At 51.1% G+C, this 22,727-nt stretch carries 26 protein-coding genes; 12 read left to right on the top strand and 14 right to left on the bottom strand.

The genetic code is table 11. The annotated features are described in order from the left end of the window. Nucleotides 1–3 precede the first annotated feature (3 nt). Nucleotides 4–873, top strand: a complete 870-nt coding sequence (locus AC07N2_RS14730; RefSeq protein ID WP_494778925.1) for an efflux RND transporter periplasmic adaptor subunit — start codon at nucleotides 4–6, stop codon at nucleotides 871–873. Nucleotides 874–916: 43 nt separating this feature from the next. Here AC07N2_RS14730 and AC07N2_RS14725 read toward each other — a convergent pair whose 3' ends face one another. After that, nucleotides 917–1,540, bottom strand: a complete 624-nt coding sequence (locus AC07N2_RS14725) for an NADPH-dependent FMN reductase (RefSeq protein ID WP_494778924.1) — start codon at nucleotides 1,538–1,540, stop codon at nucleotides 917–919. A 189-nt stretch (nucleotides 1,541–1,729) separates the two neighbouring features. On the opposite strand from AC07N2_RS14725, the gene soxR reads away from it, so the two are divergent. Then, the gene (gene soxR, locus AC07N2_RS14720) at nucleotides 1,730–2,191 is read left to right on the top strand and encodes a redox-sensitive transcriptional activator SoxR (RefSeq protein WP_076591174.1); all 462 of its coding nucleotides are present in this window, start codon (nucleotides 1,730–1,732) and stop codon (nucleotides 2,189–2,191) included. A 370-nt stretch (nucleotides 2,192–2,561) separates the two neighbouring features. After that, a complete protein-coding gene (locus AC07N2_RS14715) occupies nucleotides 2,562–3,161 on the top strand; it encodes a GNAT family N-acetyltransferase (RefSeq protein ID WP_494778923.1) in 600 nt (199 codons plus the stop codon). A 5-nt stretch (nucleotides 3,162–3,166) separates the two neighbouring features. Here AC07N2_RS14715 and AC07N2_RS14710 read toward each other — a convergent pair whose 3' ends face one another. Beyond that, nucleotides 3,167–3,913: a sulfite exporter TauE/SafE family protein gene (locus AC07N2_RS14710; RefSeq protein WP_494778922.1), complete on the bottom strand. Its 747-nt coding sequence runs from the start codon at nucleotides 3,911–3,913 to the stop codon at nucleotides 3,167–3,169. A 292-nt stretch (nucleotides 3,914–4,205) separates the two neighbouring features. Between AC07N2_RS14710 and AC07N2_RS14705 the strand changes: the two genes are divergently transcribed. Next, nucleotides 4,206–5,192: a formylglycine-generating enzyme family protein gene (locus AC07N2_RS14705; protein ID WP_494778921.1), complete on the top strand. Its 987-nt coding sequence runs from the start codon at nucleotides 4,206–4,208 to the stop codon at nucleotides 5,190–5,192. 52 nt (nucleotides 5,193–5,244) lie between these two features. Here AC07N2_RS14705 and AC07N2_RS14700 read toward each other — a convergent pair whose 3' ends face one another. Further along, entirely contained in the window at nucleotides 5,245–6,306 is a 1,062-nt protein-coding gene (locus AC07N2_RS14700; protein ID WP_494778920.1) for a glycosyltransferase, read from the bottom strand. A 216-nt stretch (nucleotides 6,307–6,522) separates the two neighbouring features. Next, nucleotides 6,523–7,143 (bottom strand): TetR/AcrR family transcriptional regulator, encoded by a 621-nt coding sequence (locus AC07N2_RS14695; protein ID WP_494778919.1) that lies wholly within the window; start codon nucleotides 7,141–7,143, stop codon nucleotides 6,523–6,525. 156 nt (nucleotides 7,144–7,299) lie between these two features. On the opposite strand from AC07N2_RS14695, the gene AC07N2_RS14690 reads away from it, so the two are divergent. Then, complete coding sequence (locus tag AC07N2_RS14690; RefSeq protein WP_494778918.1) at nucleotides 7,300–8,253, top strand: TAXI family TRAP transporter solute-binding subunit; 954 nt, start codon at nucleotides 7,300–7,302, stop codon at nucleotides 8,251–8,253. 401 nt (nucleotides 8,254–8,654) lie between these two features. Here the strand turns inward: AC07N2_RS14690 and AC07N2_RS14685 are convergent, their stop codons facing one another. Continuing rightward, nucleotides 8,655–9,404: an SDR family oxidoreductase gene (locus AC07N2_RS14685; protein WP_494778917.1), complete on the bottom strand. Its 750-nt coding sequence runs from the start codon at nucleotides 9,402–9,404 to the stop codon at nucleotides 8,655–8,657. Between the two features lie 100 nt (nucleotides 9,405–9,504). On the opposite strand from AC07N2_RS14685, the gene AC07N2_RS14680 reads away from it, so the two are divergent. Continuing rightward, nucleotides 9,505–10,401 carry an AraC family transcriptional regulator gene (locus tag AC07N2_RS14680; protein ID WP_494778916.1) on the top strand — a complete coding sequence of 299 codons (897 nt, stop codon included), beginning with the start codon at nucleotides 9,505–9,507 and terminating at the stop codon, nucleotides 10,399–10,401. A gap of 147 nt (nucleotides 10,402–10,548) precedes the next feature. Here the strand turns inward: AC07N2_RS14680 and AC07N2_RS14675 are convergent, their stop codons facing one another. From AC07N2_RS14675 to AC07N2_RS14665, 3 genes are read right to left on the bottom strand one after another with little or no spacing between them, the layout of a single operon-like run. After that, entirely contained in the window at nucleotides 10,549–10,857 is a 309-nt protein-coding gene (locus AC07N2_RS14675) for a chaperone modulator CbpM (RefSeq protein WP_494778915.1), read from the bottom strand. Nucleotides 10,858–10,869: 12 nt separating this feature from the next. Continuing rightward, a complete protein-coding gene (locus AC07N2_RS14670; RefSeq protein WP_494778914.1) occupies nucleotides 10,870–11,814 on the bottom strand; it encodes a DnaJ C-terminal domain-containing protein in 945 nt (314 codons plus the stop codon). A gap of 43 nt (nucleotides 11,815–11,857) precedes the next feature. Continuing rightward, nucleotides 11,858–12,553, bottom strand: a complete 696-nt coding sequence (locus tag AC07N2_RS14665; RefSeq protein WP_494778913.1) for a VIT1/CCC1 transporter family protein — start codon at nucleotides 12,551–12,553, stop codon at nucleotides 11,858–11,860. A gap of 195 nt (nucleotides 12,554–12,748) precedes the next feature. Between AC07N2_RS14665 and AC07N2_RS14660 the strand changes: the two genes are divergently transcribed. The 4 genes from AC07N2_RS14660 (at nucleotide 12,749) to asd (ending at nucleotide 17,220) form a co-directional block, all read left to right on the top strand. After that, nucleotides 12,749–13,915 carry an NAD(P)H-dependent flavin oxidoreductase gene (locus AC07N2_RS14660; RefSeq protein ID WP_494778912.1) on the top strand — a complete coding sequence of 389 codons (1,167 nt, stop codon included), beginning with the start codon at nucleotides 12,749–12,751 and terminating at the stop codon, nucleotides 13,913–13,915. Between the two features lie 136 nt (nucleotides 13,916–14,051). Further along, nucleotides 14,052–15,980, top strand: coding sequence for an AsmA family protein (locus AC07N2_RS14655; protein ID WP_494778911.1), 1,929 nt, complete (start codon nucleotides 14,052–14,054; stop codon nucleotides 15,978–15,980). Between the two features lie 44 nt (nucleotides 15,981–16,024). Continuing rightward, nucleotides 16,025–16,318, top strand: a complete 294-nt coding sequence (locus tag AC07N2_RS14650) for a hypothetical protein (protein ID WP_494778910.1) — start codon at nucleotides 16,025–16,027, stop codon at nucleotides 16,316–16,318. Between the two features lie 50 nt (nucleotides 16,319–16,368). Beyond that, entirely contained in the window at nucleotides 16,369–17,220 is an 852-nt protein-coding gene (gene asd / locus AC07N2_RS14645; protein WP_494778909.1) for an archaetidylserine decarboxylase, read from the top strand. A gap of 31 nt (nucleotides 17,221–17,251) precedes the next feature. Here the strand turns inward: asd and AC07N2_RS14640 are convergent, their stop codons facing one another. Continuing rightward, entirely contained in the window at nucleotides 17,252–17,449 is a 198-nt protein-coding gene (locus AC07N2_RS14640) for a hypothetical protein (protein ID WP_494778908.1), read from the bottom strand. 148 nt (nucleotides 17,450–17,597) lie between these two features. On the opposite strand from AC07N2_RS14640, the gene AC07N2_RS14635 reads away from it, so the two are divergent. Both AC07N2_RS14635 and AC07N2_RS14630 read left to right on the top strand, forming a co-directional pair. After that, nucleotides 17,598–18,530, top strand: coding sequence for a DedA family protein/thiosulfate sulfurtransferase GlpE (locus AC07N2_RS14635; protein WP_494778907.1), 933 nt, complete (start codon nucleotides 17,598–17,600; stop codon nucleotides 18,528–18,530). 20 nt (nucleotides 18,531–18,550) lie between these two features. Continuing rightward, nucleotides 18,551–19,231, top strand: coding sequence for a MarC family protein (locus AC07N2_RS14630; protein ID WP_494778906.1), 681 nt, complete (start codon nucleotides 18,551–18,553; stop codon nucleotides 19,229–19,231). A gap of 68 nt (nucleotides 19,232–19,299) precedes the next feature. Here AC07N2_RS14630 and AC07N2_RS14625 read toward each other — a convergent pair whose 3' ends face one another. From AC07N2_RS14625 to fmdA, 5 genes are all read right to left on the bottom strand, one after another. Then, nucleotides 19,300–19,836 (bottom strand): SRPBCC family protein, encoded by a 537-nt coding sequence (locus AC07N2_RS14625; protein ID WP_494778905.1) that lies wholly within the window; start codon nucleotides 19,834–19,836, stop codon nucleotides 19,300–19,302. After that, complete coding sequence (locus AC07N2_RS14620; RefSeq protein ID WP_494778904.1) at nucleotides 19,836–20,180, bottom strand: ArsR/SmtB family transcription factor; 345 nt, start codon at nucleotides 20,178–20,180, stop codon at nucleotides 19,836–19,838. The genes AC07N2_RS14625 and AC07N2_RS14620 overlap by 1 nt, the downstream gene beginning before the upstream one ends. A 136-nt stretch (nucleotides 20,181–20,316) precedes the next feature. Continuing rightward, entirely contained in the window at nucleotides 20,317–20,832 is a 516-nt protein-coding gene (locus AC07N2_RS14615; RefSeq protein ID WP_494778903.1) for an AmiS/UreI family transporter, read from the bottom strand. Between the two features lie 166 nt (nucleotides 20,833–20,998). Beyond that, nucleotides 20,999–21,346: an FmdB family zinc ribbon protein gene (locus tag AC07N2_RS14610; protein WP_494778902.1), complete on the bottom strand. Its 348-nt coding sequence runs from the start codon at nucleotides 21,344–21,346 to the stop codon at nucleotides 20,999–21,001. Nucleotides 21,347–21,358: 12 nt separating this feature from the next. Continuing rightward, nucleotides 21,359–22,591 (bottom strand): formamidase, encoded by a 1,233-nt coding sequence (gene fmdA, locus AC07N2_RS14605; protein ID WP_494778901.1) that lies wholly within the window; start codon nucleotides 22,589–22,591, stop codon nucleotides 21,359–21,361. Nucleotides 22,592–22,727 lie beyond the last annotated feature (136 nt).

The raw sequence follows: 22,727 nt of genomic DNA, 5'->3' as shown, positions 1-22,727 counted from the left end.
CTCATGCGTACGTCCGTTTATTTGCGTTACATCATTACCGCTGTCTTGCTGCTGGTTGCCATCTTGTTTGGCAAATACCTGTGGGACGACAATATGGATTCGCCATGGACGCGCGATGGCCGCGTCAAGGCCAACATCATTCATATTGCACCGGACGTCTCGGGTATCGTGACTAGCGTTGCTGTGCACGATAACCAATTCGTGCATAAAGGCGATGTGTTGTTCAGCATAGACAAGAGCCGCTATAGCCAGACACTGATACAAGCTGAAGCAGCGCTGGCAGCACAACAAGCAGAGAAACGGGTACGCAGCAAGGAAGCGGCACGACGCGCCGGACTGGATGCCTCTATCGTGACGAGTGAGAGTCGTGAGGCAGCGGATTCGTTGTCATCCATCGCTGGCGCAAAATATGAGGTAGCCGCAGCTGCACGCGATATCGCACAACTCAATCTGGAACGTACTGAAGTGCGTTCACCAGTCGATGGCTATGTGACTAATCTGCATGTGTATGCCGGCGATTTTGCCACTGCAGGTGTGGCGCAATTGGCTGTGATCGATAGCAACTCATACTATGTGAGTGGCTATTTTGAAGAAACCAAATTGCAGTATCTGAAGGTGAACGACAAGGTTGAAATCCATTTGATGAGCGGTGGCCCAACCTTGCAAGGTCACATCGAAAGTATTTCGCGCGGTATTACCGATCGCGATGCTGCGACCGGTAGAGAATTACTGGCTGACGTTAATCCAACTTTTAACTGGGTGCGCTTGGCACAACGCATTCCGGTGCGGATCAAGATTGATGACTTGGATAAAGCACACAATCTGGTCGCAGGAATGACATGTACGGTGATAGTCAAACCTGAGAAGAAGTAAGTAGACCGAAGATCAGACCCTCCCTTGCTGGAGAGATCTGATCTCAGGTTGCAACTATGCTGTACGGGATGCTACTACGCGCATCCTTCAGCGCGCTTGCCCACCAGCTCAATTGCGCCAGCATCATTTCCATCGATTTCTCGGCACGTACAGGTGCGTACAAATTGCCGCGCTCATCGAACTGTTCCCATGCATTGGCGAAACTGACGCTATTGCGCATAGTCGTTGCATGCACTTCCACGAATACCTGACGCAGTTGTTCTACTGCACGCAAGCCGCCAGACACTCCGCCGTAAGACACAAACGCAACCGGTTTGGCTTGCCATTCCTTGTTAACGGAATCGATCAAATGCTTTAACGGAGCAGGGTAGCCGTGGTTGTATTCAGGCGTGACGATGATAAATGCATCGGCTTGCTCCAGACGTTCTCTCAAATCTTCCAGATCCGGATTGACGCCGCGTTCCAGTGGTGGCGATAAAGACAGTGTTGCCGGATCGACGATATCAAGCGCGAACCCATCTCGTGAACGTATCTGCGAGCAAGCCCATTTCGCCACGATGTCGCAATAGCGTCCTTCACGTATGCTGCCGTAGATCAAGGCGACATTGATCTTTTCATTCATCTTCGTCATTTCCCGTATGGAAAGGGCGGGTAGTTGTGCGCTCATGGAATCTCCAAAATACTGTTTTGAGACAAAACGCTGCTGAATCAGCGTGCCAATAATATGCTGTATATGCATACAGTTAAAAAGAATTAATTAAGCTTGGTGAGGCTTTTATTACGTCAGTTCCCGTGTGTTGCGTATAAACGAAAGTCAGTGTAAAACCTCAACTTAACTTAAGGTCAAGAGAAAGCCATGGGAAAAATCAATGCCGATCAGCTTCACAAGGAATTGACGGTTGGCGAGGTGGCCGAGCGCAGTGGTATCGCTGTCTCGGCCATACATTTTTATGAGGCCAAGGGCTTGATTACGAGCAGGCGCAATCCTGGTAATCAACGCCGCTATACGCGCGATGTACTGCGTCGCGTTGCGATCATCAAGGTGGCACAACGTGTTGGTATTCCACTCGCATCTATAGGTGAAGCGCTGGCGACATTGCCGGAAGGTCGAACGCCAACGGCCAAGGATTGGGAAAAGTTGTCAGTGCGCTGGAAGGCAGAGCTGGATGAACGCATTGCAAAGATGGTGCAACTGCGCGATCAGCTCAACCTATGCATAGGTTGCGGCTGCCTCTCGCTTGACCATTGCAAGTTACGTAATCCGCAGGATGTGCTTTCGGAGCAAGGAGCGGGGCCGCGTTTGCTGGATCCGGATTGAGTTAACTGTCCATCGATCAATTTATTTTCTAGCGGGATTTAAAAATACTCAGTGTTCAGTAAAAAATGCGGAGCATCTGAATAAACAGGTGTTTTGCACTGATACGCCCGAATTTGAGCGCAATCTAATTTCCCTTATTGATCAATGACATAAGTCAGTTGTGCCGGAGTTATGCACAAGCCTGTGCACAAAATATGGGGATAACTTTTGGGGATAAATATGAAGAAGCGAGCAATGGAGGAAGTTGTTGGCTTGACGTTATTTCTGTAGATATGCCCCTTGTTGTATTCAAATGTTTATTCGAAAATCGCTGGGAAAAATATTCTGTGACGCTTTATGATGAAAGTCCTTTGACGCACATTGATCGCAAATGAACGCTAACGCCACGCCATTAATCCAGCCGACCTTGATAGGGCCAACGGTTGAACTCCGACCTTTACAAGCAGAAGATGCGGCCAGTCTTGTCGCTGCGGCGGCAGACGGCGAATTGTGGAATATGAAGGTTACGATTATTCCTGGTCCTGACACTGTAGGTAAGTACATTGCTGCCGCATTGGAGGGACGTCAGGCAGGAACGGTGATGCCCTTTGTCATCATCAGACGTGATACTGGACAGATTGTCGGCAGCACACGTTTCTGGAAGATCGATTTGGCGAACCGGAAAATGGAAATCGGCCATACCTGGTTGGGCAGTTCAACCCAACGTTCGGGCATCAATACAGAAGCTAAATATCTGCTGCTAACGCATGCCTTCGAAGCTATGCAAGCGATACGCGTGCAATTCACGACAGATGAATTGAATGAAAAATCACGTGTTGCGATTTTACGTATAGGGGCAAAACAGGAAGGCATCGTCAGGCACGAGCGGATTATGCCGGATGGGCGCAAGCGCAACTCGGTACGTTTCAGCATCATCGATTCCGAATGGAGCGATGTGAAAGCCTTGCTAGAGCAGAAGATGGCGCGCTAAAGCAATCAATGCAGCAAGAGCCAGGCAAACCAGGTGCCAACTGCCAGTAGCAGAACTGCCACTATGCGCTGCAACTGAGTGACATTCCAACCTGCGGCAACACGTTGCCCGGCAAACGATCCTATCAACATGAGCACGCCACAGATGGCGGCAAGCTTGATATCCAGTCGTCCTTCCAGTGCGTGCACTGTACTGCTGGCAAGCGCGATTGGAAACTGTATCGCTTGCGACGCGATGACTGCGAAGAGCAGAGGTTGCCGCATCAGCATCAAGAGCGGCAGGATCAGGACTGGACCACCAGTGCCGGTCAGTGCCGAACCAAAACCCACCATGGCGCCCAATACAAACAATATATTTCTGCCGAGTATATCTGCCGGAGTTACTGCGATATGCGCTGATCGCAAGCCGCGCCAGCCCGCGAACAAAACCAGCAACATGACGCCCAACATCAGACTTTTGGCCGATAGCAAATGCACCGTCAGCGCTCCACCTGCAGCACCCAGCAATGCTCCCGCTAACAGCGGTAGGCAACGTGTCAGCAGTTCGGGTTGGTGCCGCATAGGGCGCAAGGCGACCAGTGCGGGCAAGGCAAAACTGAGGGATGCAGCGGCAATTGCTTGAGGTAAGGGGATGCCACCCAGATGCGTGAGTATCGGAACCAGCAGTACGCCGCCGATACCGCAAGCACCTATCAAGGCACCGGTCAGTAGTATTGCAGGCAGCATGATGGCTGCGCTTGCCATCGTCAGCATGAGGTGACGACTTTCATTCTGCCTGGATGCCGAACACGTTTGCCTGAAGCGAAAATAAGGCTGTGATAGTAGGACTGGATGGGGCGATTCTCATCTGTCGAATTATGCCAGAGATAGCTGCTATCAACCTGCGGTATACGTCTTGAGATGAGACTTTTGTCTGTGATTGAAACACGTTCAAATCTTATGCATGCACGATATTGCACTGCCGATTTTTTCGTGTCAGCATGAAGCGATGTTCCCTCATAGTGGAGTCCGAGGGTTTGGCATTTTTTCTTACCCTTAAGTTGCTATGCACATACGGACGATACTTTTTCTTGGCCTTACTCTGACAGCTTCATGCGCGTGGTCGTCGGAGCCTAGTATTCAGAATTCCTTGGGCATGAAGTTTGTGCTGATCCCGGCAGGAGAGTTTGTCATGGGCAGCGATGAGTCGCCGGATTCCCTCGCCAAATCTTATCCGCAATATGACCACAAACGCTTCATGGAATTGATCGATGAAGCGCCGGCACATAAGGTGCGTATTACGCGTGCTTTTTATTTCGGTCAATATGAGGTGACGGTTGGCGAGTTTCGACGCTTTCTCGATGCATCGGGTTACAAGCCGGAATCGGAAGCAGATGGCACCGGCGGCTATGGTTACAACCCGGATTACGACCCAGCCAAATCTGCGCGTGGCGATGCTTTTGACGGACGCAATCCAAAATATTCGTGGCGTAATCCAGGCTTTCCGCAAGGTGATGATCATCCGGTAGTGAACATTACCTGGAACGATGCGGTGGCCATGTGCAAATGGCTGAGCAAAACAGAAGGGCGTACTTACCGTTTGCCATCTGAAGCAGAGTGGGAATACGCGGGACGTGCCGGCACGAAAACACACTATTACACCGGCGACGATCCACAGTCTTTGCTAAGTGCAGGCAATGTATTCGATGCCGACACGGCAAAAAATTGGCAGCAGTGGGCAAAGTTTGCACTAGCTGGGCGCGATGGCTTCCCTTTTACGGCTCCAGTTGGCAGCTTCGCACCGAATGCCTTTGGTCTTTACGATATACACGGCAATGCATGGGAGTGGACTGCAGATTGGCACGACGATAAATATTATGCCAACTCACCGCTGGATGATCCTAAAGGACCGGCAGAAGGTACGGTACGCGTGCGCCGTGGTGGTTCATGGCACACGTGGTCGTTCTACGCACGCTCGTCCTATCGCAACTGGAATTCACAAGATACGCGTTACACACTGGTAGGCATGCGCTTATTGCGTGAGGCTGATTGAAAAGCGCTTGCAAATACCAGTTGTAAAACTTGAACGTTTGGTTTGAGCGTAGTCAGGTGATTTGAGTAAGAAACTTTTCTTCTATTAACTCTATAGCTCGCTGCACACCATTCTCAAACCGCATTGTTCGGCCTAGTGACTTTGCCGTACTTTGCATGCCGTCGTCATTGATGGTTTTTTGAATAGCCTTTGCAAGTCCTTCTACGGTCAAAGTATTTCGGTGTAACACTTCGCCGCCAGCGCCCAGCTTTTGCAATTCGCTTCCCCAGAATTGCTGATCAAAAGCGTGTTCGACAACAATGGATGTGCAACCTGCTCTGAGCGCAGAGTGCGTCGTGCCGGCTCCGCCATGATGAACAACTGCGGCACAGCGTGGGAAAACTTGCGCATGCGGCGCACTGTTGCAGCGAAAAATATTGGATCCTGTTTTTCCATTCCACGCTGATTGGATCACAGCTCTGCATCCGACTTTTTCGATGGCATCGAAAATCAAGTTGTCGATGATTTCGCTTTCAAAAGGCCCAAGCGATCCAAAGGTGACATAAACCGGTGGCGCACCTGCATTGATAAAATCATCCAGGCCATCCGGCATGGGGATATATCGATCTGATTCTTCAAATCTGAAGTCTCCGCAAATTTGAATATGAGGTGCCCAGTCAGGTCGCCTCACGGTGAGCGTTGGACTCGATGCGACTAAAGTCAGATCCTTGGAAACATATAGTTGCTGCTGCAAGCTCTGCAGTGGCGGCAGGCCTTCTCGTTGTCGGATAGCTTCTGCGCGCGTAAACAGTTTTTTGCGTCCTACATAGTCACCCAACATCCAGGTAATGCGATTAAGAATCGAGCCTAAGTTTGGGCCGAACAAGGGAATGTATTTCGTGCGTATGGCCAAAGGTGCCAAAGCTACCGATACGCGTGGCCGGTTAAATTTTTCTGCCGCCGTCAATAAGGTGTGATTCATCATGTGACCAACGACTATGTCGTTTTCCAAGCACAGTTGTCGGGAAGCGTCGTACATCGCCTCGACTGCCGGGTCATAAAATTTCTCCATGACCATAATGAACTGTTTCAACGGATCTTTCGTCAGGACGATGGGTGCCAGCACGTCGTGCATGCCGACGGTGAATTCATCAAAAGCTTTGACGCATTTGAAGTCGTCAAGCGTGGCGTATGCATCGTAATTCTTGTTATCAACGCTGGTGTACGCGACGGTGACTTGATGTCCTGCCACCTGCAAGCCCGTCGCCAGCGCCATGAATGGGAGAATGTCGCCGTCACTGCCCCAAGTCTGTATACCTATTTTCATTTGCGGCACTCACTCAATGTTGAATTATTTTGCTAAAACGGGGTAGTGTGTTTGCAGCAAGGAGCTGACGAGCGATACTTGTGCCTCCACGTTGAACTCTTCTTCACGCAGGCCGACCGTTAGTCCCATTAAATAAAAAGACCAAAAACTAAGCACGACATCCATCGCATTGGCGTAGGGTGCAATTTCCTTCTTCTCTACAGATTTGGCGAAGAGCGCACTGATGTTCTCGAGAAATGACATGGTCTGCGCATGAATAGTCTGGCCTGCAGCTCCGGATAGAAACAGCGACTCCTGCACCAGCACTCTGGAGAAGGCAGGATGATTCGCGTAATAGGTGTACACGCAGGTGAGGACATGCCTTAGTTGTTTGTGCAGCCCATTCTTCGGTAGTGTTGAAAATGCCTCGGATAGCACACGCCCAATATCTTCTTCAAAGGCTGTCACCAGAATGGCAGGCTTGTCTGGGAAGTGTTTGAACAAGGTACCAAGCCCCACGCCGCAATGCGTGGCTAACTGGCGCATGGTTGTGGCATCGTAACCTTGCTGCTGAAAGAGGGTGTAGGCGGATTCGAGTATGAGTCGACGTGTTTCAGCCTTCTGACGATCTCTATGTGTGCGCGCTTGCTGATCGGGTGTGGGCATGTTTTTATAATGAAACATTATCCTTGAGTGAACATGTTCACTATAAGGTTTGAGCTTTAATTAGTCAATTAATCTAAATCCTTATGCAAGGTATGCATTGAGCTATGATTGCCTAAATAGACACATTGCTTAAAAATCAACGTCAAGGAGATGGCAATGCTTGGATACGTTCGATCGGCCTTACTCATCAGTGTATTAATCATGGTCTGTGCACCAGCCACGGCAGCAGACACTATTCACTTAGTGATGGGAACAGCCACACCTGGTGGGGGTTTTCCTCTCTATGGCGATGCAGTCGTTCGTGCTGTGGCACAAACCGATCCGAATCTGGTGATAGAAGCGCGGAATACCAAAGGCAGCGCCGAGAATATTCCATCACTGGAGGCTGGCACGCTCGACATTGCGCTAGTGCAAGGCGAGGCTGCGTACGAAGCTTTGGAAGGAATAGGGCGGCTGCCGTCCAATCTCAAAATCATCTCGGCAATGTATTCCACTCCAGGCATGTTTGTAGTGCGTGCAGATACTCCTTATCGCAGCATCGATGACTTGCGAGGCAAACCGGTGGCCTTCGGTGCGAGTGGCTCCGGGCTAGTGATCCTTGCTCGTTACATGCTGAATGGTTTGGGACTCAACATGGATAAGGATTTTCAGGCGGTGTACCTGGAACGAGCGAGCGATGGGCCTGCGATGGTTGCTGACGGTCGAGTGGCTGCTTTGTGGGGCGGGGGTAGTGGTTGGCCCGGCTTTACTGCGGTGACGAACGCGCCTGCTGGCGGACGCTTCATTGTGCCTAGTGAAAAAGAGATCGCAGCAATACGTGGACGACACGCATTCCTCAAACCTTTGGTCGTACCGCCAAATAGTTTCAACGGCCAAACGACAGCGTTGTCTTCCTTGGGGTCATGGAGCTTCATCATGGCTCGTCCGACGTTACCTGATGACACAGCGTATCGATTGACACGTGCGCTGCACAAAGGAGAGCCGGTGATTGCAAAATTATGGCGACAGGCGCGGGAAACGACAGCGTCGAATACGGCATCAGCTGTGCCGGAGACGCAAATGTTGCATCCCGGAACGCTGAAGTACTTGCGTGAAATTGGTTTGAAGTAAGTAAGCAACCGACCAAGCCTGTATCGGTTGCTTCAAGATAGATGGGCCGTTGTTCTTGTTACGGATTCATATACAAAGAAATTGCGCTTACACCAATTACAAATATCGTAATTATTATTCTCCACTTCGTGTTCATACATTCTCCATAAGTATTGTGGCGTGCCGCATTGCCGTGAGTATTTGATCCGACAGTATACCCAAGCAATACGCGAAGGAGAAATGTCATCTTGCGGCAGCACATCCTCTGATGTGCGTTAACGTTCTAGTAATTCAACTCGGAAGGCAGTTCCTCCCAATGAGCATATGTCACTGAGAGGTTGAAATTTTCTTCAAGTCAAAGTGTCGCGCAAGCCGGAGTAGTTCTACCTTGACAAAAATCAGCACACGTAGTCATTACCAAATTAGAGCGGTGATTGATTAACGAGCGCCACCGCATCTGCTCCAGCTGCAAACCGAAGCTGCATTGACACATCATTTGCAGCACGCCATACCTCCTTAGCAACGTCGGATTCCGTGGTGACTGCAGACGGTTGGGCGAACGATGTAAAAATACTTTGCGCGAAAGATGCATATGCTTCAGGGATCAAACCATCCATGCGTGATCCTGCATTACTTGTAAAGCTTGTACTTGGTCCGTAGCCAGGTTCGACCAATTTGACTTGCACATTAAACGCTTCCAGTTCGAGCGCCAGCGAAGCGGTGAAACCCTCGATCGCTGTTTTGCTTGCTGTGTAGACCGCTACCAGTGGAAACGGCGCTAATGTTGCGCTGGATGTCACGTTGATGATCATGCCAGACTTACGCGTGCGGAATTGCGGCAGAATTGCCTGCGTCATTGCCATTACACCAAAGGTGTTAGTTTCGAATATCTCGCGTGTCGTACTCATAGGCGTTACTTCGAACGCACCGAACAGACCGATACCAGCGTTATTTATCAGTATATCGATCGGACCAGTTGCGTGCAGTGCAGCCGCAATGCTTTCTGGTTTCGTCACATCGAGTGCCAATATGCACAAGCGATCCGATACGGGCAAGAGGTTCGCGCGCGGTGTTCGCATGGTCGCAATGACATTCCAGCCTTGCGAATGAAAGTATCGAGCAGTTTCGAGGCCGTAGCCGGAAGAGCAACCCGTAATGAGAACAGTCTTCATGATGTGTATTTCCAAGGTGGTTTTGATAACAGCAACTATAGCGATGGAAATCAAGACGATCTATAATCAAAAGTCCTAATTTATTCTCCAGTAGTCCAAAATGAGCGATCCGCTATCAGATGTCATCACCTTGCTCAGGCCGCGCACTGTGTTTTCCAAGGGCATTAGTGGAGCTGGTGCCTGGGGTGTGCGTTACTCCGATTTTGGCCAACCAAGTTTCTGTGCAGTGCTTGAGGGGAGTTGTCTTCTTGCCGTCGATGGTCAAGATACGCTGACACTTGAGGCGGGCGACTTCGTACTCTTGCCCGCAACACCTGGATTTACCATGTCGGGTTTCGATCCAGTAGAGTCCCAAGTCATCAATCCGAAGGATGCACCTGCGCCAACGGAGGACATTCGCCACGGCAGACAAGATGGACATCCAGACGTACGTTTGTTGGGTGGTTATTTTGTCTTCGACTCGCCCGATGCCGCATTATTGGTATCGCTGTTGCCTGCTCTAGTGCATATACGCGGTGCCGAGCGCCTTTCCATATTGGTAAAGCTCGTTGCTGATGAGGCAAATGATCAAAGATCTGGTCGTGAACTAGTGCTCACGCGACTGGTGGACGTGTTGCTGGTCGAAGCACTGCGCTCAACTTCGGAGCAACATTCTTCTCCCGGATTGCTGCGTGGTTTGGCTGACGCTCGTATTGCTATGGCGATGCAGCAGATGCATAGTGATCTCGCCCAAAGTTGGACTGTCGCACAGCTTGCGAAGAAGGTTGCGCTGTCACGTTCAGCCTTCTTTGATCGCTTCACGCGCACTGTTGGTTTGGCACCGATGGAGTACTTGCTAGCCTGGCGTATGGCCGTCGCGAAGGATTTGCTCCGCAATCAGGACATTCCGCTTATCGAGGTTGCAGAACGAGTCGGCTATGGTTCTGCCAGTACTTTCAGTACTGCATTCAGTCGGCACGTGGGTCAACCTCCAGGCCGTTACGCACGCGAACACTAAGATTTACAGGTGCCGAGTAGTCTGAATGCTCGTTTGGCTCGAAAGTAGAGAGGTAGTTTCTAGTTGTGCTTGAATCATGTGTTTAATAGGCTGATGTGAGGACATTGGAAGATGTCCTTTAAGCATCAGCCGCCTATGCTGTGCCATCTAGTAGTGGCTCTTTCGTTTGAGCTGTGCTTTCAGCGATTCAATCTGATCCAGCAGATCAAGTGCCAGCGCAACACCGGGTGTGTTGACTTCCAGATCCTGCGTTAAGTGCTGCGCTATGCGAGCACGCTGCAATGAAGCTCCGCTAAATTGCCATTCTTGCGCTTGTTGTCCGGCAGGTTGCAGCACACCTTCGAAGACCCACGCCGTAATCAATTCTTCCGAGGCATTGGATGCCTGCGACAGTTCGATCAGCGTGAGATGCATTTCCTCTTCAACCACCTGGCAATGAATTGTTGTCTGGCTCATGGTGATGACTCCTTACAGAGATGCGCGTGGGTTGAAATCGAAGGCTTCCTGCAGCGTGCGATAAGCCTCTTTTGCCTTGTCTGTATCTGCTGGCGGTAATGCGATCGTCAGCACGACGTACAGATCGCCAGCTTCTTTGCCGGGTATGCCTTTTCCTCTGAGTCTCAGTTTGCGTCCCGAAGCAGAGTTAGGCGGAATCGTCAGTTCGACTGAACCTTCAGGTGTTGGTACTTTGACGCTGGCACCCAAAGCGGCTTCCCACGGTGCCAATGGCAAATCGAAATACACATCGCGTCCATCAACCCGATAGCGTGGGTGCGGACGGAAGGCGATTTCCAGATAGAGGTCGCCGGCTTTTCCTTCACCTATACCGGGACCGCCTTGTCCCGCCAGACGCAAGGTTTGACCTGCGCGTATACCTTTTGGAATGGTGACGTTGAGCGTGCGATCCTTGGTGACGACGTGGCCGTTTTCATCGACTACCGGCATGCGCAATGAAATGGTGCGCTCGGCACCGCGGTAGGCATCTTCCAGATCGATTTGCACCTTGGCGTGATGATCTTCGCCTTGTGCATGTACGGAGCGTCGATGGCCGCGTCCACGACCGGTTTGTTGACCAAATATTTGTTCGAAATAATCGCCGAAGTCTGTTCCTTCGCCGAAACCAGCATGTCCGCCGCGGCCGCTGAATTCGAATCCGGCATCGCCATTTGGCGGCGGTTGGAAATCCTGTCCGTTTTGCCAGTTGGCACCGAGCTGATCGTAGGATGCGCGCTTCTCGGGATCTTTCAATACCTTGTAGGCTTCGCCCATTTCCTTGAAGCGTGCTTCGGCGTCTGTTTCCTTGCTGACATCGGGGTGATATTTGCGCGCCAGTTTGCGATATGCGCTTTTGATTTCATCCTGTGTTGCATCGCGTTTGACGCCTAGCGTTTCGTAATAGTCCTTGAATTTCATGGTTACGACCTCGTAAATGAATCAGGGGAAACTCTATGAGTGCTTAAACAAAGGTACCGAATATCTTTCCTATGACGGAGGTGACAATCATGGCCAACGCACCCCAGAATCCAACGCGCAAGGCGGCCGGTAGCAAAGGCGCACCGCCAGCCTTGGCTGCCAGTATGCCCAGACCCACCAGGAAAAACATGGAGGTCAAGCCCAGCGCCGGTACCAGGAAGGTTGTTGGTGTAATCAATGCTGTCAGTAATGGAAGTGCAGCACCAACCGAGAATGTAATGGCTGAAGTGATCGCGGCTTCCACCGGGCGCGCTGCCGATGCTTCATGGATGCCAAGTTCATCGCGCGCATGTGCGCTCAGGGCATCATGTGCCATCAACTGTTGTGCAACTTGCTTGGCTACATCAGGCGTTACACCGCGCGCGACATAGATGGATGCCAATTCGCGATGTTCGGCATCGGGTTGTTCTTCCAGTTCTTTGCGTTCGCGATCCAGTTCGGCTTTTTCGGTATCCGATTGCGAACTGACGGAGACATATTCGCCGGCAGCCATCGACATGGCACCTGCAACCAGTGCAGCAACGCCGGTAATCAGTAGTTCATGACGTGCGACATTGGCAGACGCCACGCCGAGCAACAGACAAGCGGTGGAGATAATGCCGTCATTTGCGCCGAGTACTGCTGCACGTAACCAGCCTATACGGCCGTTAAAGTGTTTCTCGGAACGGTGATGCGGCATAAGCATGCTCCCTGATGAGATGTCTCTGAATGGTAATGGGCACGACAGCAATCTACAAGGGAAATGATGGTGACGACTTGTCGCTGCTTCAAGACCCGCATTGCAGCTCAGTTTGCATCATTTTTGATCCACATCAATTCGTTCTCATTTCCCTTTGCTACAGTCAGTCATCTCTATGGCAACTGAAGGGTAATAGTGTCAGATACTGCGTTTCCTAAATTGAAACTGAAAAATAAATTGTTATTGCCCATCGTGCAGGGCGGTATGGGTGTAGGTGTTTCTGCGCATCGTCTGGCTGGCAATGTTGCCAAACTGGGTGCAGTGGGCACAATTTCCAGCGTTGATTTGCGCAGGCATCATGCCGACTTGATGACACAGACAGATAAGTCGCGCGACAAGGCATTGATCAATAAAGTCAATCTGATTGCACTAGACCGCGAGATACGTGCTGCGAAAGAGATTGCAGCAGGTAACGGCATGATCGCCGTCAATGTGATGCGCGCAGTAGCGGAATACGCCGCTTATGTTCAGCAATCCTGCGAAAGCGGTGCCGATGCCATCGTGGTGGGCGCAGGCTTGCCTATGGATTTGCCGGAACTGACGAGCGACTATCCAAACGTTGCATTGATGCCGATTTTGTCCGATGTCCGTGGCATTGCATTGATATTGAAAAAATGGATGCGCAAGAATCGCTTGCCAGATGCCATCGTGATCGAGAATCCGCAATACGCAGCCGGTCATCTCGGTGCAGCAGGTCTGGATAGTGTGAACGATCCACATTTCTCATACTCAGTCGTGCTGGAAGGAACGCTGGAGCTATTCAAACAATTGGGCATTGAACGAGAGAACATCCCTTTGATCACGGCCGGCGGCATTCATAGCCCAGAACAGATACGTGAATTGTTTGCACTTGGTGCCAGCGCAGTACAACTTGGTACGCCTTTCGCCGTTACGGAAGAAGGCGATGCGCATATCAACTTCAAGCACGTGCTGACACAAGCCAAACCGGAAGATATCGTCACCTTCATGAGCTGCGCCGGCTTGCCTGCGCGAGCGGTGAAAACGCAATGGCTGGCCAATTATTTGGATAAAGAAGAAAAGCTGCAGCGCAAAGCAGGGCCGAAAGAATGCACGGTTGGTTTCGATTGCCTGCATCAATGCGGTTTGCGTGATGGCATAAGCAAGGCAGGACAGTTCTGCATCGATACACAACTTGGCTTTGCGCTGGAAGGTGATGTGAAGCGCGGCTTGTTCTTCCGTGGCTCGGAGCGTTTGCCATTTGGTGCGGCAATTCGTCCAGTACGTGAATTAATCGACTATCTGTTGAATGGCGTGCAGCCTGCGTTGCTGAAGCCTGCATAAATCCACGTGTAATTCATAATGTATGCAAGGGCGCGTCCAAGTTTGAGTGACGCCTTTGCACATCTGATATATCCTCGATCACAGGCTATCGCAGTAATCCGTAGCGAAACGTCGGTTCGATACAAGGATATATCGCATGCGCAAGTGGCAAAAAGGAGTGCTGTGGGGCGTCGCTGGTTTGGCGCTTGTGCTGGTAATCGCTGCATTCACCTTGAATCGCCTGACCGATAGCGCGCATTTGAAAGATCTTGCACGCGATACTGTCAAACAAACCTGGTCACGCGATCTGACTGTCGGCGGTCTGACATTGGATGTTTTTCCTTATCCGCGTTTGCATGCGACCGACGTCACCATTTCGAATCCTGCGTGGGCACAAGACAAGTCTTTACTCGAAGCCGCCGACATCAAGGTGCGGCTCGATCTATTTCCTCTATTGACGGGAAATATTGTCCTCAAGGGCGTGCGCGTTAATGGCTTGAAGATCAATCTCGAAGTGGCAAAAGACGGCCAACGCAGTTGGGACTTGCCGCAAACACAGCAGTCATCGTTATCACAGCTCGCTTTGACAGGATTACGGGCAGATAACAGCACGATCAGTTTGCGCAAGCCCGACACCGACGCAAAAATATGGCAAGTGGAAAACCTGCAAGCCAGTGCTGATACAGGTTTGCGCAATATAGTCTTTAGCACGCGTGTTATGCGCGACAAATACGCCTTACAGCTAGATGGAAAACTGGATGACTTGTCTGCAATCGGTGTATCGAATGCAGTCACCAATGGCGCTATCACAGCCAAGTCCGGTCAGGCGCTCGCCACGATCAAGGGCAAAATTCCACTAGATAGTACGTTTCAACATCTCGATATTACTGCAACGATAGATGCAGCCTCCATGCAGGAAATATTCGGTTTTCTGAGCATCGATCGCGCTACACCAGCTGCGTTAAAGGGTAGTGTTGCCATACAAATGTCGGATAAGAAAATCGATGTCAAAGACCTCAAGCTACAACTAGGCAAGCTCAATCTTGCCGGAGAAGGGCAGTGGAACAGAGCAGGTAGCAAGCCAGTTATCAATGCGCGCGTACAAGCCGATCATATTGATATGGTGCAGACTTTGCTCGATCTTGGTCAGCCACCTGCGCCATCAAAATCAGAGGGCGAGTTGTTTAGCAAAGGGCCGCTCGCATGGCCCTTACTTGTCGCCTTGAATGGTATCGATGGAAAGTTTGACGCAACAATCGCTTCCTTGAAATTACGTTCAGGTATCGAAGTGACAAATGCCGCTGCTGCAATGACATTCAATGACGATAAGCTGACAATCAATACCTTCGCAGGAAAGTTGTTGGGTGGCTCCGCATCCGGTGATGCGGTGTTGGAGGGAAAGAAGAAGGCGGTGCGCCTGAATCTGCAATTGAACGATACATCTCTCGGTTCGTGGTTTAAAGAGACGGGCAAAAATATTGCCATTACGGGCGGTGCGATGAAGGTCGATGCACAGATATCTACCACTGGCGCATCGATGAAGGAGTTGGCTGCTGCTTTAAGCGGTCCAGTCAATATTCGTATTGGCGATGCAAAAATCATGTCACCCAAAGCTGGTCAGGCAGAGTTCTGGCTGACTGGCCTTTTCTCCACGAAAAGTTCAAACCGTATCGATCTCTCTTGTATGAGTGCACGTTTGCCATTTCAATCTGGCGTGGCGCAAGGCAGCGGGATAGTTGGCGCGCGTAGTGATGCGAGTCAGTTGCTGACCAGCGGCAAGATCGATTTACACACGCAGACGCTGGATTTGCATGGTCGCGTACGAGCACGATCAGGCATTAATCTGGGGATTACCACTTTCTCCGATGAAGTGAGAATTACCGGTGCCATCAGTAAGCCGCAATTGAATCTGGATGAATCCGGGGTTGTCGGAGCCATCGCAAGAATCGGTGCCGCGATAGTTACTGGGGGTGTCAGCATTGTTGCTACCTCGATTTGGGATGGTGCAAATCCTAAATCTGACCCTTGTCAGGTGGTGTTTTCGCCAAAAATGAAGGCTGCGCAGAGTAAAGGCAAGCGCAAGTAGCCAGATGCTGTTTTAAGGAAAACAGTGGATATGGGACGCAATTAATGGAATTGCAGCGCAACAAAAGCTATGATGACGGCAGTTTTTGTTTCGTAATGAGGATGGCGATGGCCACGATAGAAGATATTGTCAAAAAGCAGAAGGACGGCGCGCAGTTCGTTGTCTCTGCACAAATGTTGCGCCTGGAGCCTGAAGAGTTCGATACCTTGGTACACGTTTGGATGGAAGACGGCTATCCCGGTTTTCAACTTGCCGGTGTGCCGCACCGCTGCTGCAGGGATGGCGAGTTTTTCATCGACTGGATCAAGGTCGTCAAAACGGCATCTTCAGATACATAGAGCGGAACACCCGCTACAATCACGCCACTCACTTTTTCCAGCCATCCATCGTGTCCAATCGCCTGTCTGTTCTGCTGCAATATCTACTCCCGAAAAAGGCGCTTACCGCATTCGGAGGCAAAATCGCCGGTGCCAAGGCAGGGCCTTTAACGACCTCCTTGATCCGCTGGTTTGTCGGCAAGTACAACGTCAATATGACGGAAGCGGCGAATCCGAATATCGCCAGCTATGCCAGCTTTAATGAATTCTTCACGCGTGCCTTGCGCGCAGGCGCACGGCCAATTGCGGATGCTGCTTACATTTGTCCGGTCGATGGTGCGATCAGTCAGTTCGGCGCAATCGAGAAAGATCAGATTTTTCAGGCCAAAGGTCATAACTATTCCACCACTGCGCTGGTCGGTGGTGATCACGATTTGGCTGCGCAATTTGAAAACGGCAGTTTCGCTACACTGTATTTAAGTCCGCGCGATTATCACCGCATCCACATGCCTTGCGATGGCCGCTTGCTGCGCATGATTTATGTGCCGGGCGATTTATTCTCGGTCAATCCGACGACGGCTCGCGGCGTGCCGGGTTTGTTTGCCCGCAATGAGCGTGTTGTCTGTGTCTTTGAAGGTGAGACTGGGCCGTTTGTATTGACGCTGGTTGGTGCAACCATCGTCGGCAGCATGCAAACGGTATGGCATGGTGTGGTCAATCCGCCGCGCTTGGGCGAAATGCGTGAATGGCGTTACGACCAACAGCATCTGGTGCTGAAAAAAGGCGAAGAGATGGGACGCTTTCTGCTCGGCTCCACCGTAGTAATGTTGTTCCCCAAAGGTGCGTTAGCCTTCAACCAAAAATGGCAGCCTGTCGGTGCAGTGCAGTTGGGTGAGGTAATGGGCAATCGCGTACAAGAATAGGCCGGTTCAGCTCTCGTACGCGGTATCTGGCTCAATTGCCTTTCGATGGGAATGGGTGATCTTCATCGACCAAGCCCTTTAGCTTCTCTTCCTCCTTGATATCGACCAACACGCGATCTTTATCAAGACGCTTGATCTTCCTTATTTCTTCTTCCGTATCGTGGTCGCTGGAATGCTTTTCTCCGCTACCGATATCGGCTTCATCCATCATGTGTTTGGGCTGTGGCATAAGGTTCTCCTTGCCGGGTTGAGTTCTTTTGACCGCCGGCATAGAGAAAGATTCGCCATGTTGCTCTTCTGAAATCTTGCATGATGAGCGTCATGGCCTGCTATGCTTCGATGACGATGGATACAACAATTAACCGTGCTGAAACGACATGAGCTTCCTGCTTAATCTGATTGAACAATACGGCTTGATCTTTGTTTTCGGCAATGTGTTGCTGGAGCAATTAGGCGCGCCGATACCGGCTTACCCAACTTTGGTGATCACTGGTGCTTTGCTGGGGCGAGGTGAGTATTCGGCACCGATGTTGTTACTGATTGCCGTGGTGGCCGCTTTGATTGCTGACTTTGCCTGGTATATGGCCGGGCGGCGTTACGGCGGACGTGTAATGGCTCGTTTGTGCAAAATTTCCCTGTCGCCTGATTCCTGCGTACGGCAAACCGAAGCCATGTATGTGCGCTATGGTCCTGCATCCTTGCTGGTGGCGAAATTCATTCCTGGCTTCGCATCGGTTGCCAGCGCTTTGGCCGGTGCGATAGGTACGCGTCCTGCCAAGTTCATTTTCTTTGATGCCTTGGGCGCAGCGATATGGGCAGGCTCGGCTATCTTCCTTGGCTCTCTATTTAGCTCTGCGGTTGCAGACTTGCTCGATATCCTGGCGAATCTGGGTAAGTGGGGCATCGTATTGGTGGCGCTGGTATTCGGCGTGTATCTTGCGAAGAAGTGGTGGCAGCGGCACAGTTTCTTGAAAGATTTGCGCATGGCGCGCATTACGGTCGATGAACTTGATCAGTTGCTGAAAGAGGGCAATCCACCGACTATCATCGATGTACGATCTGCACTTGCGCAGCAAGGCGGAAAAATTCCCGGTGCAATGATATTGTCGGATGACGACATCAGTGCACTTGTGATTAACACCGAACTTGATTCAGAAGTGATTGTGTATTGTGCCTGTCCCAATGAGGCGTCTGCTGCTCGCGTTGCCAAGAAGTTGATGGCGCGCGGTTACCGTCGTGTGCGGCCATTGACCGGCGGTATCGATGCGTGGGTAGCGGCCGGCCATTCGATTGATGACGATATAGTCTGATTCACGATAGGAATATCTCTATGCTCATCCTCTTCCTCAAAGCTGCGATTCTGGTACCGGTTACTTTGATACCGATACTCAATCCATTTGGTAATGCGCCGGTATTTGCCAGCTTGCTGGGTAATGTCAGTCGCGATGTGGAGAAGAAGCTCGCGCGTCAGGTGGCGCTCAATTGCTTCTTCCTGTTGTTGGGTGCGATGTTCATCGGCTCGCATGTGCTGATGTTCTTTGGCATCTCGTTGCCGATAGTGCGCATCAGCGGTGGCATTCTGGTAGCCGTCACCGGTTGGAAGCTGTTGAATGATAACGGTCAGGATGCGATACGTACGCAAGTGGCGACTAATTCGGCAGATGCCTGGTCGGATGAAGAATTCAAGGTGCGCAGTTTTTACCCAATCAGCTTTCCTCTTACGGTTGGTCCCGGTGCGATTGCGGCATCCATTACCTTGGGTGCGAGTACGCCGCCACGATTGCTGGATCAAGTGTTTTCGCTGGGTAGTGCTGCTTTAGGTGCTGCGATGACGGCTTTGGTGATTCTTATCTGTTATCGCTATGCGAACAAGATCGTGAATCTGTTTGGCCGCTTGGGCACGATGGTTTTGTTGCGACTCTCTGCATTCATCCTGCTATGCATCGGCGTGGAAATTTTCTGGAATGGCGTGGTTGGCTTGTTATCTGAATCTGGTATCGATATTCATTGAAAATATTCCGGCGCTGTTGATACAGCGCCGGAATTGCATTGATCTCAGTATTTCGTATTGATCATTGATCAAGAGAAATCAGGAATGCGTTTTTGATATTCCGATTCCAGTTTAAGGAAGCTAGCCCAGAATAATCGCGGTGTCTGTTGGTTGAGACGATCTTCCAGTATGCCCAAATGCGTATGCCATCCTCCGGAGACGCTGATCATTTCCGTACGGTTCGGCAAGCGGCTATGCGTCACTATCAATAGCGTTTTCGCACCTTGCGATTTGAGTTCAAAACGCACCTCCGATGAACGCCCATTCTTTTCGTTCCAGGTAAAGCTCAACAGATGCGGTGGATTGCATTCTGTAATGTGGCCGCTTTGTTGATGACCTGATTCATAAGGCAAGAAGCGATCCGGCGTTGTTTCGCTGGTGAGTCGCTTGAAGTTGAAAGTGAGATCGGCTTTGCCACCGACTTTCAAGTCCATAGCCCCGGAAGCCAGCCAGGTGCTGCGCTTGTCGGAGTCTGTCAGATATTCCCACACATCGTCGATGGTGCCGGGTAGTACGCGCTCCATGCGCACAGTTGTTGTGTCCTGCATTACGCCGTATTCGCTCATTACTTTCTCCTTTTCTTGTTTACAGATTCCAGTTCACGTTCCAATGCATCCAGACGCTCGGTCCAGAAACCTTGATAAAAGCGCAGCCAATCTTCAGCCGCGGCCAGCGGTGCTGCTTCCAATGTGCATAGATGCGTGCGGCCTTGCACGATGCGAGAGATCAGACCGGCGTTCTCCAGTGTCTTGACGTGCTTGGAGGCACCTGCAAATGACATGTCGAAGGGCGCAGCAAGCTCGCCTATCGTGCGTTCTCCATCGGCAAGTAGTCGCAGCATTTGACGTCGCGTAGGATCGCCAAGCGCATTGAAGACGGCATCGAGTTTTTCTGTATTTAATTCAACCATGTGGTTGAATATAGCATCGTAAAAATTAAAGTCAACCATTTGGTTGAATTATTTTTGTGGATGACTTGAAGGGAAAAGTTGGGAGAGAGAGCGGAAAGCCTGCTTGCGTGCATGGCACACGCAAGCAGTTGTTGATTTACTTCAGTACGCCACTGAGCAGCAGATAGCCTGGCAACCAGCCGGTGAAAATACCGCAGAGCAAGGCGACCACGCCGGTGATCTTGGCGATTTCTTTCTGTGCTGTGAGCAACAGGAAAAACATAAACCACAATATCGCCCACGCTACCCAGTTCAGGCCGAACCAAACACCCCAGGTGCTGGTAGCGGTTTGCAGGGTTTCGATTGCGACAGGAATGGCGGTAATGGCGACGAACAGACTGAACCAGCCGAGGCCGCGACCATCAGCACCGTTATAGCGATTGAAGGCAACCCAAAAGTAGGTGAATGAAAATAGCAGGGTGAGGGCGGCAGCTTTGATGGAACCCGCATCCGCATTGGCACCGAAAGCCAGTTGCATAGAAATCAAGAAGGTGACGGTGCCTGAAAAAACATTGATGACCCATATCTCTTTGTCACCGATGCGACCGAGCAGCCATAGGCCGTTGAGGCATAGAACTGCGCCTACATAGAGTAGTGAAAAACCTAATAGCATGACATCTCCTTGCTGAACGAGGCAGCGATTGTAGTTATTTGACGTTCAAAAAGACATCAGGAAATCCCTATATGCCTCATATCGTTTGAAGCATGCGGGACAGCAAGGATTTAGCCGGCGAGATCCTTGCGAGCTCGCCGGCGTTCCGTTCACGCCAGATATGACTTCAGTGGCTGATCATCCACGGTCGTTTGCCAACGAAAGTTTTATTTCCGTTGGGTGCGACGATGGTGGATTTGCTCTTCTTGCCGGATGAGGAGCAGCAACTGCATCCTGAAGGATGTGCTTTCGATGCGTAGTTTTTGGAGCTCATCGGTTCATGCGATGCTTTTTCATTGGTACTCATCGCATGTCGACGTGCTTCCGGCATCAGTGCCAGGCTCGGTGCGGAAGCCCAGGTGCGGTCTGCCGCTGCCGCGCAATGCGGACAACTGATGGGATCGTTGCGCGCCGAGATACTGCGCACCGCCTCGAAGAAACCGCAGTCCTTGCAGACGTAATCGTATGTGGGCATGACAAGCTCCCTTTACTTGAGATCTTTAGACAAAGGCATGCCCATGCTTTTGAATTTCTGCACCACAGGGCCGGCAGCATTTGGATTGATGTCAAAGTCGAAGATCTGCGTCGGCAACCACAGCGTGGCGCAGGAGTTCGGGATATCCACCACACCGCTGATGTGACCTTGTACCGGCGCAGTACCAAGGATGGAATACGCCTGTGCACGGCTGTAGCCGAACTTGGTCATGTATTCGATCGCATTCAGACAGGCTTGGCGATAAGCGACGTTGACGTCGAGGTAATGTTGCTTGCCGTGTTCATCGACAGAGATGCCTTCGAAGATCAGATAGTCGTTGTAATGCGGTGTGATAGGGCTAGGTTTGAAGATAGGATTCTTGACGCCGTAGGTGGCCATGCCGCCTTTGAGCACCGATACCTTCATGTGTACCCAGCCAGCCATTTCAATCGCGCCGCAGAAGGTGATTTCGCCATCGCCTTGGCTGAAGTGCAAATCGCCGACCGACAAGCCTGCGCCTTTGACGTAGACCGGGAAGAAGATTTTCGAGCCGCGTGACAAATCCTTGATGTCGCAGTTGCCGCCGTGTTCGCGTGGTGGCACTGTACGTGCGCCTTCGGCTGCTGCCTTGTCGCGTGCTGCACCTTTCATTTTGCCCATGTGCGCAGTAGGCGCAAACGGTGCATTAGCCAATGGCGGTACGCGATCAGGTTCGGTTGCGATCAGGCCAGTTTCGCGTCTGTTCCATTCAGCCAGCAATTTTGGATCTGGCAGACAGCCGATCAAGCCTGGATGGATCAGGCCAGCGTAATTCACACCTGGTACATGGCGTGATGATGTGAACATACCTTTGATGTCCCAGATCGATTTTTGCGCTTCAGGGAAGTGATCGGTCAGGAAGCCGCCGCCGTTCTTCTTCGAGAAGAAACCGTTGAAGCCCCACATGGATTCTTGTTTGGCGCCGATGTCGAGTAGTTCGACTACCAACAAATCGCCAGGCTCTGCGCCATGCACGCCGACTGGTCCTGTCAGGAAATGGACGGTGCTCAGATCAACGTCGCGCACGTCATCGGCGCTGTCATTGTTCTTGATGTAGCCACCGGTCCAGTCATAGGTTTCGAGTATGAAGTCTTCGCCGGGATTGACCCAGGTTGCCATCGGAATGTCAGAGTGCCAGCGATTGTGTATGTTTTCGTTTTCGTAGGGGGATTGATTCAGATCTACTTTGATCAGAGTTTCAGCCATGGTGTCTACCTCTCGATTTATGTTTATATGGATGGAACTCGGAGATCCCCGTTACTGATGAGCGCTGCAATTGCAGGTCTGGAGATTGCGACACCGAGCATTCCGGACTCGATAATGTATGGACAACGCGGAACAC

The sequence above is a fragment of the Herminiimonas sp. GW821-FHT09C12 genome, assembly GCF_059416385.1.
Note: the sequence above shows the minus strand (reverse complement) of the source record. Positions and strands in the feature narration are given on the sequence as shown.

Excerpts from the sequence above, each read along its gene's own strand:
- AC07N2_RS14730 (WP_494778925.1), top strand. The coding sequence starts at position 4 with ATGCGTACGTCCGTTTATTTGCGTTACATCATTACCGCTGTCTTGCTG.
- AC07N2_RS14725 (WP_494778924.1), bottom strand. The coding sequence starts at position 1,540 with ATGAGCGCACAACTACCCGCCCTTTCCATACGGGAAATGACGAAGATG.
- soxR (WP_076591174.1), top strand. The coding sequence starts at position 1,730 with ATGGGAAAAATCAATGCCGATCAGCTTCACAAGGAATTGACGGTTGGC.
- AC07N2_RS14715 (WP_494778923.1), top strand. The coding sequence starts at position 2,562 with ATGAACGCTAACGCCACGCCATTAATCCAGCCGACCTTGATAGGGCCA.
- AC07N2_RS14710 (WP_494778922.1), bottom strand. The coding sequence starts at position 3,913 with ATGCTGACGATGGCAAGCGCAGCCATCATGCTGCCTGCAATACTACTG.
- AC07N2_RS14705 (WP_494778921.1), top strand. The coding sequence starts at position 4,206 with ATGCACATACGGACGATACTTTTTCTTGGCCTTACTCTGACAGCTTCA.
- AC07N2_RS14700 (WP_494778920.1), bottom strand. The coding sequence starts at position 6,306 with ATGCACGACGTGCTGGCACCCATCGTCCTGACGAAAGATCCGTTGAAA.
- AC07N2_RS14695 (WP_494778919.1), bottom strand. The coding sequence starts at position 7,143 with ATGCCCACACCCGATCAGCAAGCGCGCACACATAGAGATCGTCAGAAG.
- AC07N2_RS14690 (WP_494778918.1), top strand. The coding sequence starts at position 7,300 with ATGCTTGGATACGTTCGATCGGCCTTACTCATCAGTGTATTAATCATG.
- AC07N2_RS14685 (WP_494778917.1), bottom strand. The coding sequence starts at position 9,404 with ATGAAGACTGTTCTCATTACGGGTTGCTCTTCCGGCTACGGCCTCGAA.
- AC07N2_RS14680 (WP_494778916.1), top strand. The coding sequence starts at position 9,505 with ATGAGCGATCCGCTATCAGATGTCATCACCTTGCTCAGGCCGCGCACT.
- AC07N2_RS14675 (WP_494778915.1), bottom strand. The coding sequence starts at position 10,857 with ATGAGCCAGACAACAATTCATTGCCAGGTGGTTGAAGAGGAAATGCAT.
- AC07N2_RS14670 (WP_494778914.1), bottom strand. The coding sequence starts at position 11,814 with ATGAAATTCAAGGACTATTACGAAACGCTAGGCGTCAAACGCGATGCA.
- AC07N2_RS14665 (WP_494778913.1), bottom strand. The coding sequence starts at position 12,553 with ATGCCGCATCACCGTTCCGAGAAACACTTTAACGGCCGTATAGGCTGG.
- AC07N2_RS14655 (WP_494778911.1), top strand. The coding sequence starts at position 14,052 with ATGCGCAAGTGGCAAAAAGGAGTGCTGTGGGGCGTCGCTGGTTTGGCG.
- AC07N2_RS14650 (WP_494778910.1), top strand. The coding sequence starts at position 16,025 with ATGGAATTGCAGCGCAACAAAAGCTATGATGACGGCAGTTTTTGTTTC.
- AC07N2_RS14640 (WP_494778908.1), bottom strand. The coding sequence starts at position 17,449 with ATGCCACAGCCCAAACACATGATGGATGAAGCCGATATCGGTAGCGGA.
- AC07N2_RS14635 (WP_494778907.1), top strand. The coding sequence starts at position 17,598 with ATGAGCTTCCTGCTTAATCTGATTGAACAATACGGCTTGATCTTTGTT.
- AC07N2_RS14630 (WP_494778906.1), top strand. The coding sequence starts at position 18,551 with ATGCTCATCCTCTTCCTCAAAGCTGCGATTCTGGTACCGGTTACTTTG.
- AC07N2_RS14625 (WP_494778905.1), bottom strand. The coding sequence starts at position 19,836 with ATGAGCGAATACGGCGTAATGCAGGACACAACAACTGTGCGCATGGAG.
- AC07N2_RS14620 (WP_494778904.1), bottom strand. The coding sequence starts at position 20,180 with ATGGTTGAATTAAATACAGAAAAACTCGATGCCGTCTTCAATGCGCTT.
- AC07N2_RS14615 (WP_494778903.1), bottom strand. The coding sequence starts at position 20,832 with ATGCTATTAGGTTTTTCACTACTCTATGTAGGCGCAGTTCTATGCCTC.
- AC07N2_RS14610 (WP_494778902.1), bottom strand. The coding sequence starts at position 21,346 with ATGCCCACATACGATTACGTCTGCAAGGACTGCGGTTTCTTCGAGGCG.
- fmdA (WP_494778901.1), bottom strand. The coding sequence starts at position 22,591 with ATGGCTGAAACTCTGATCAAAGTAGATCTGAATCAATCCCCCTACGAA.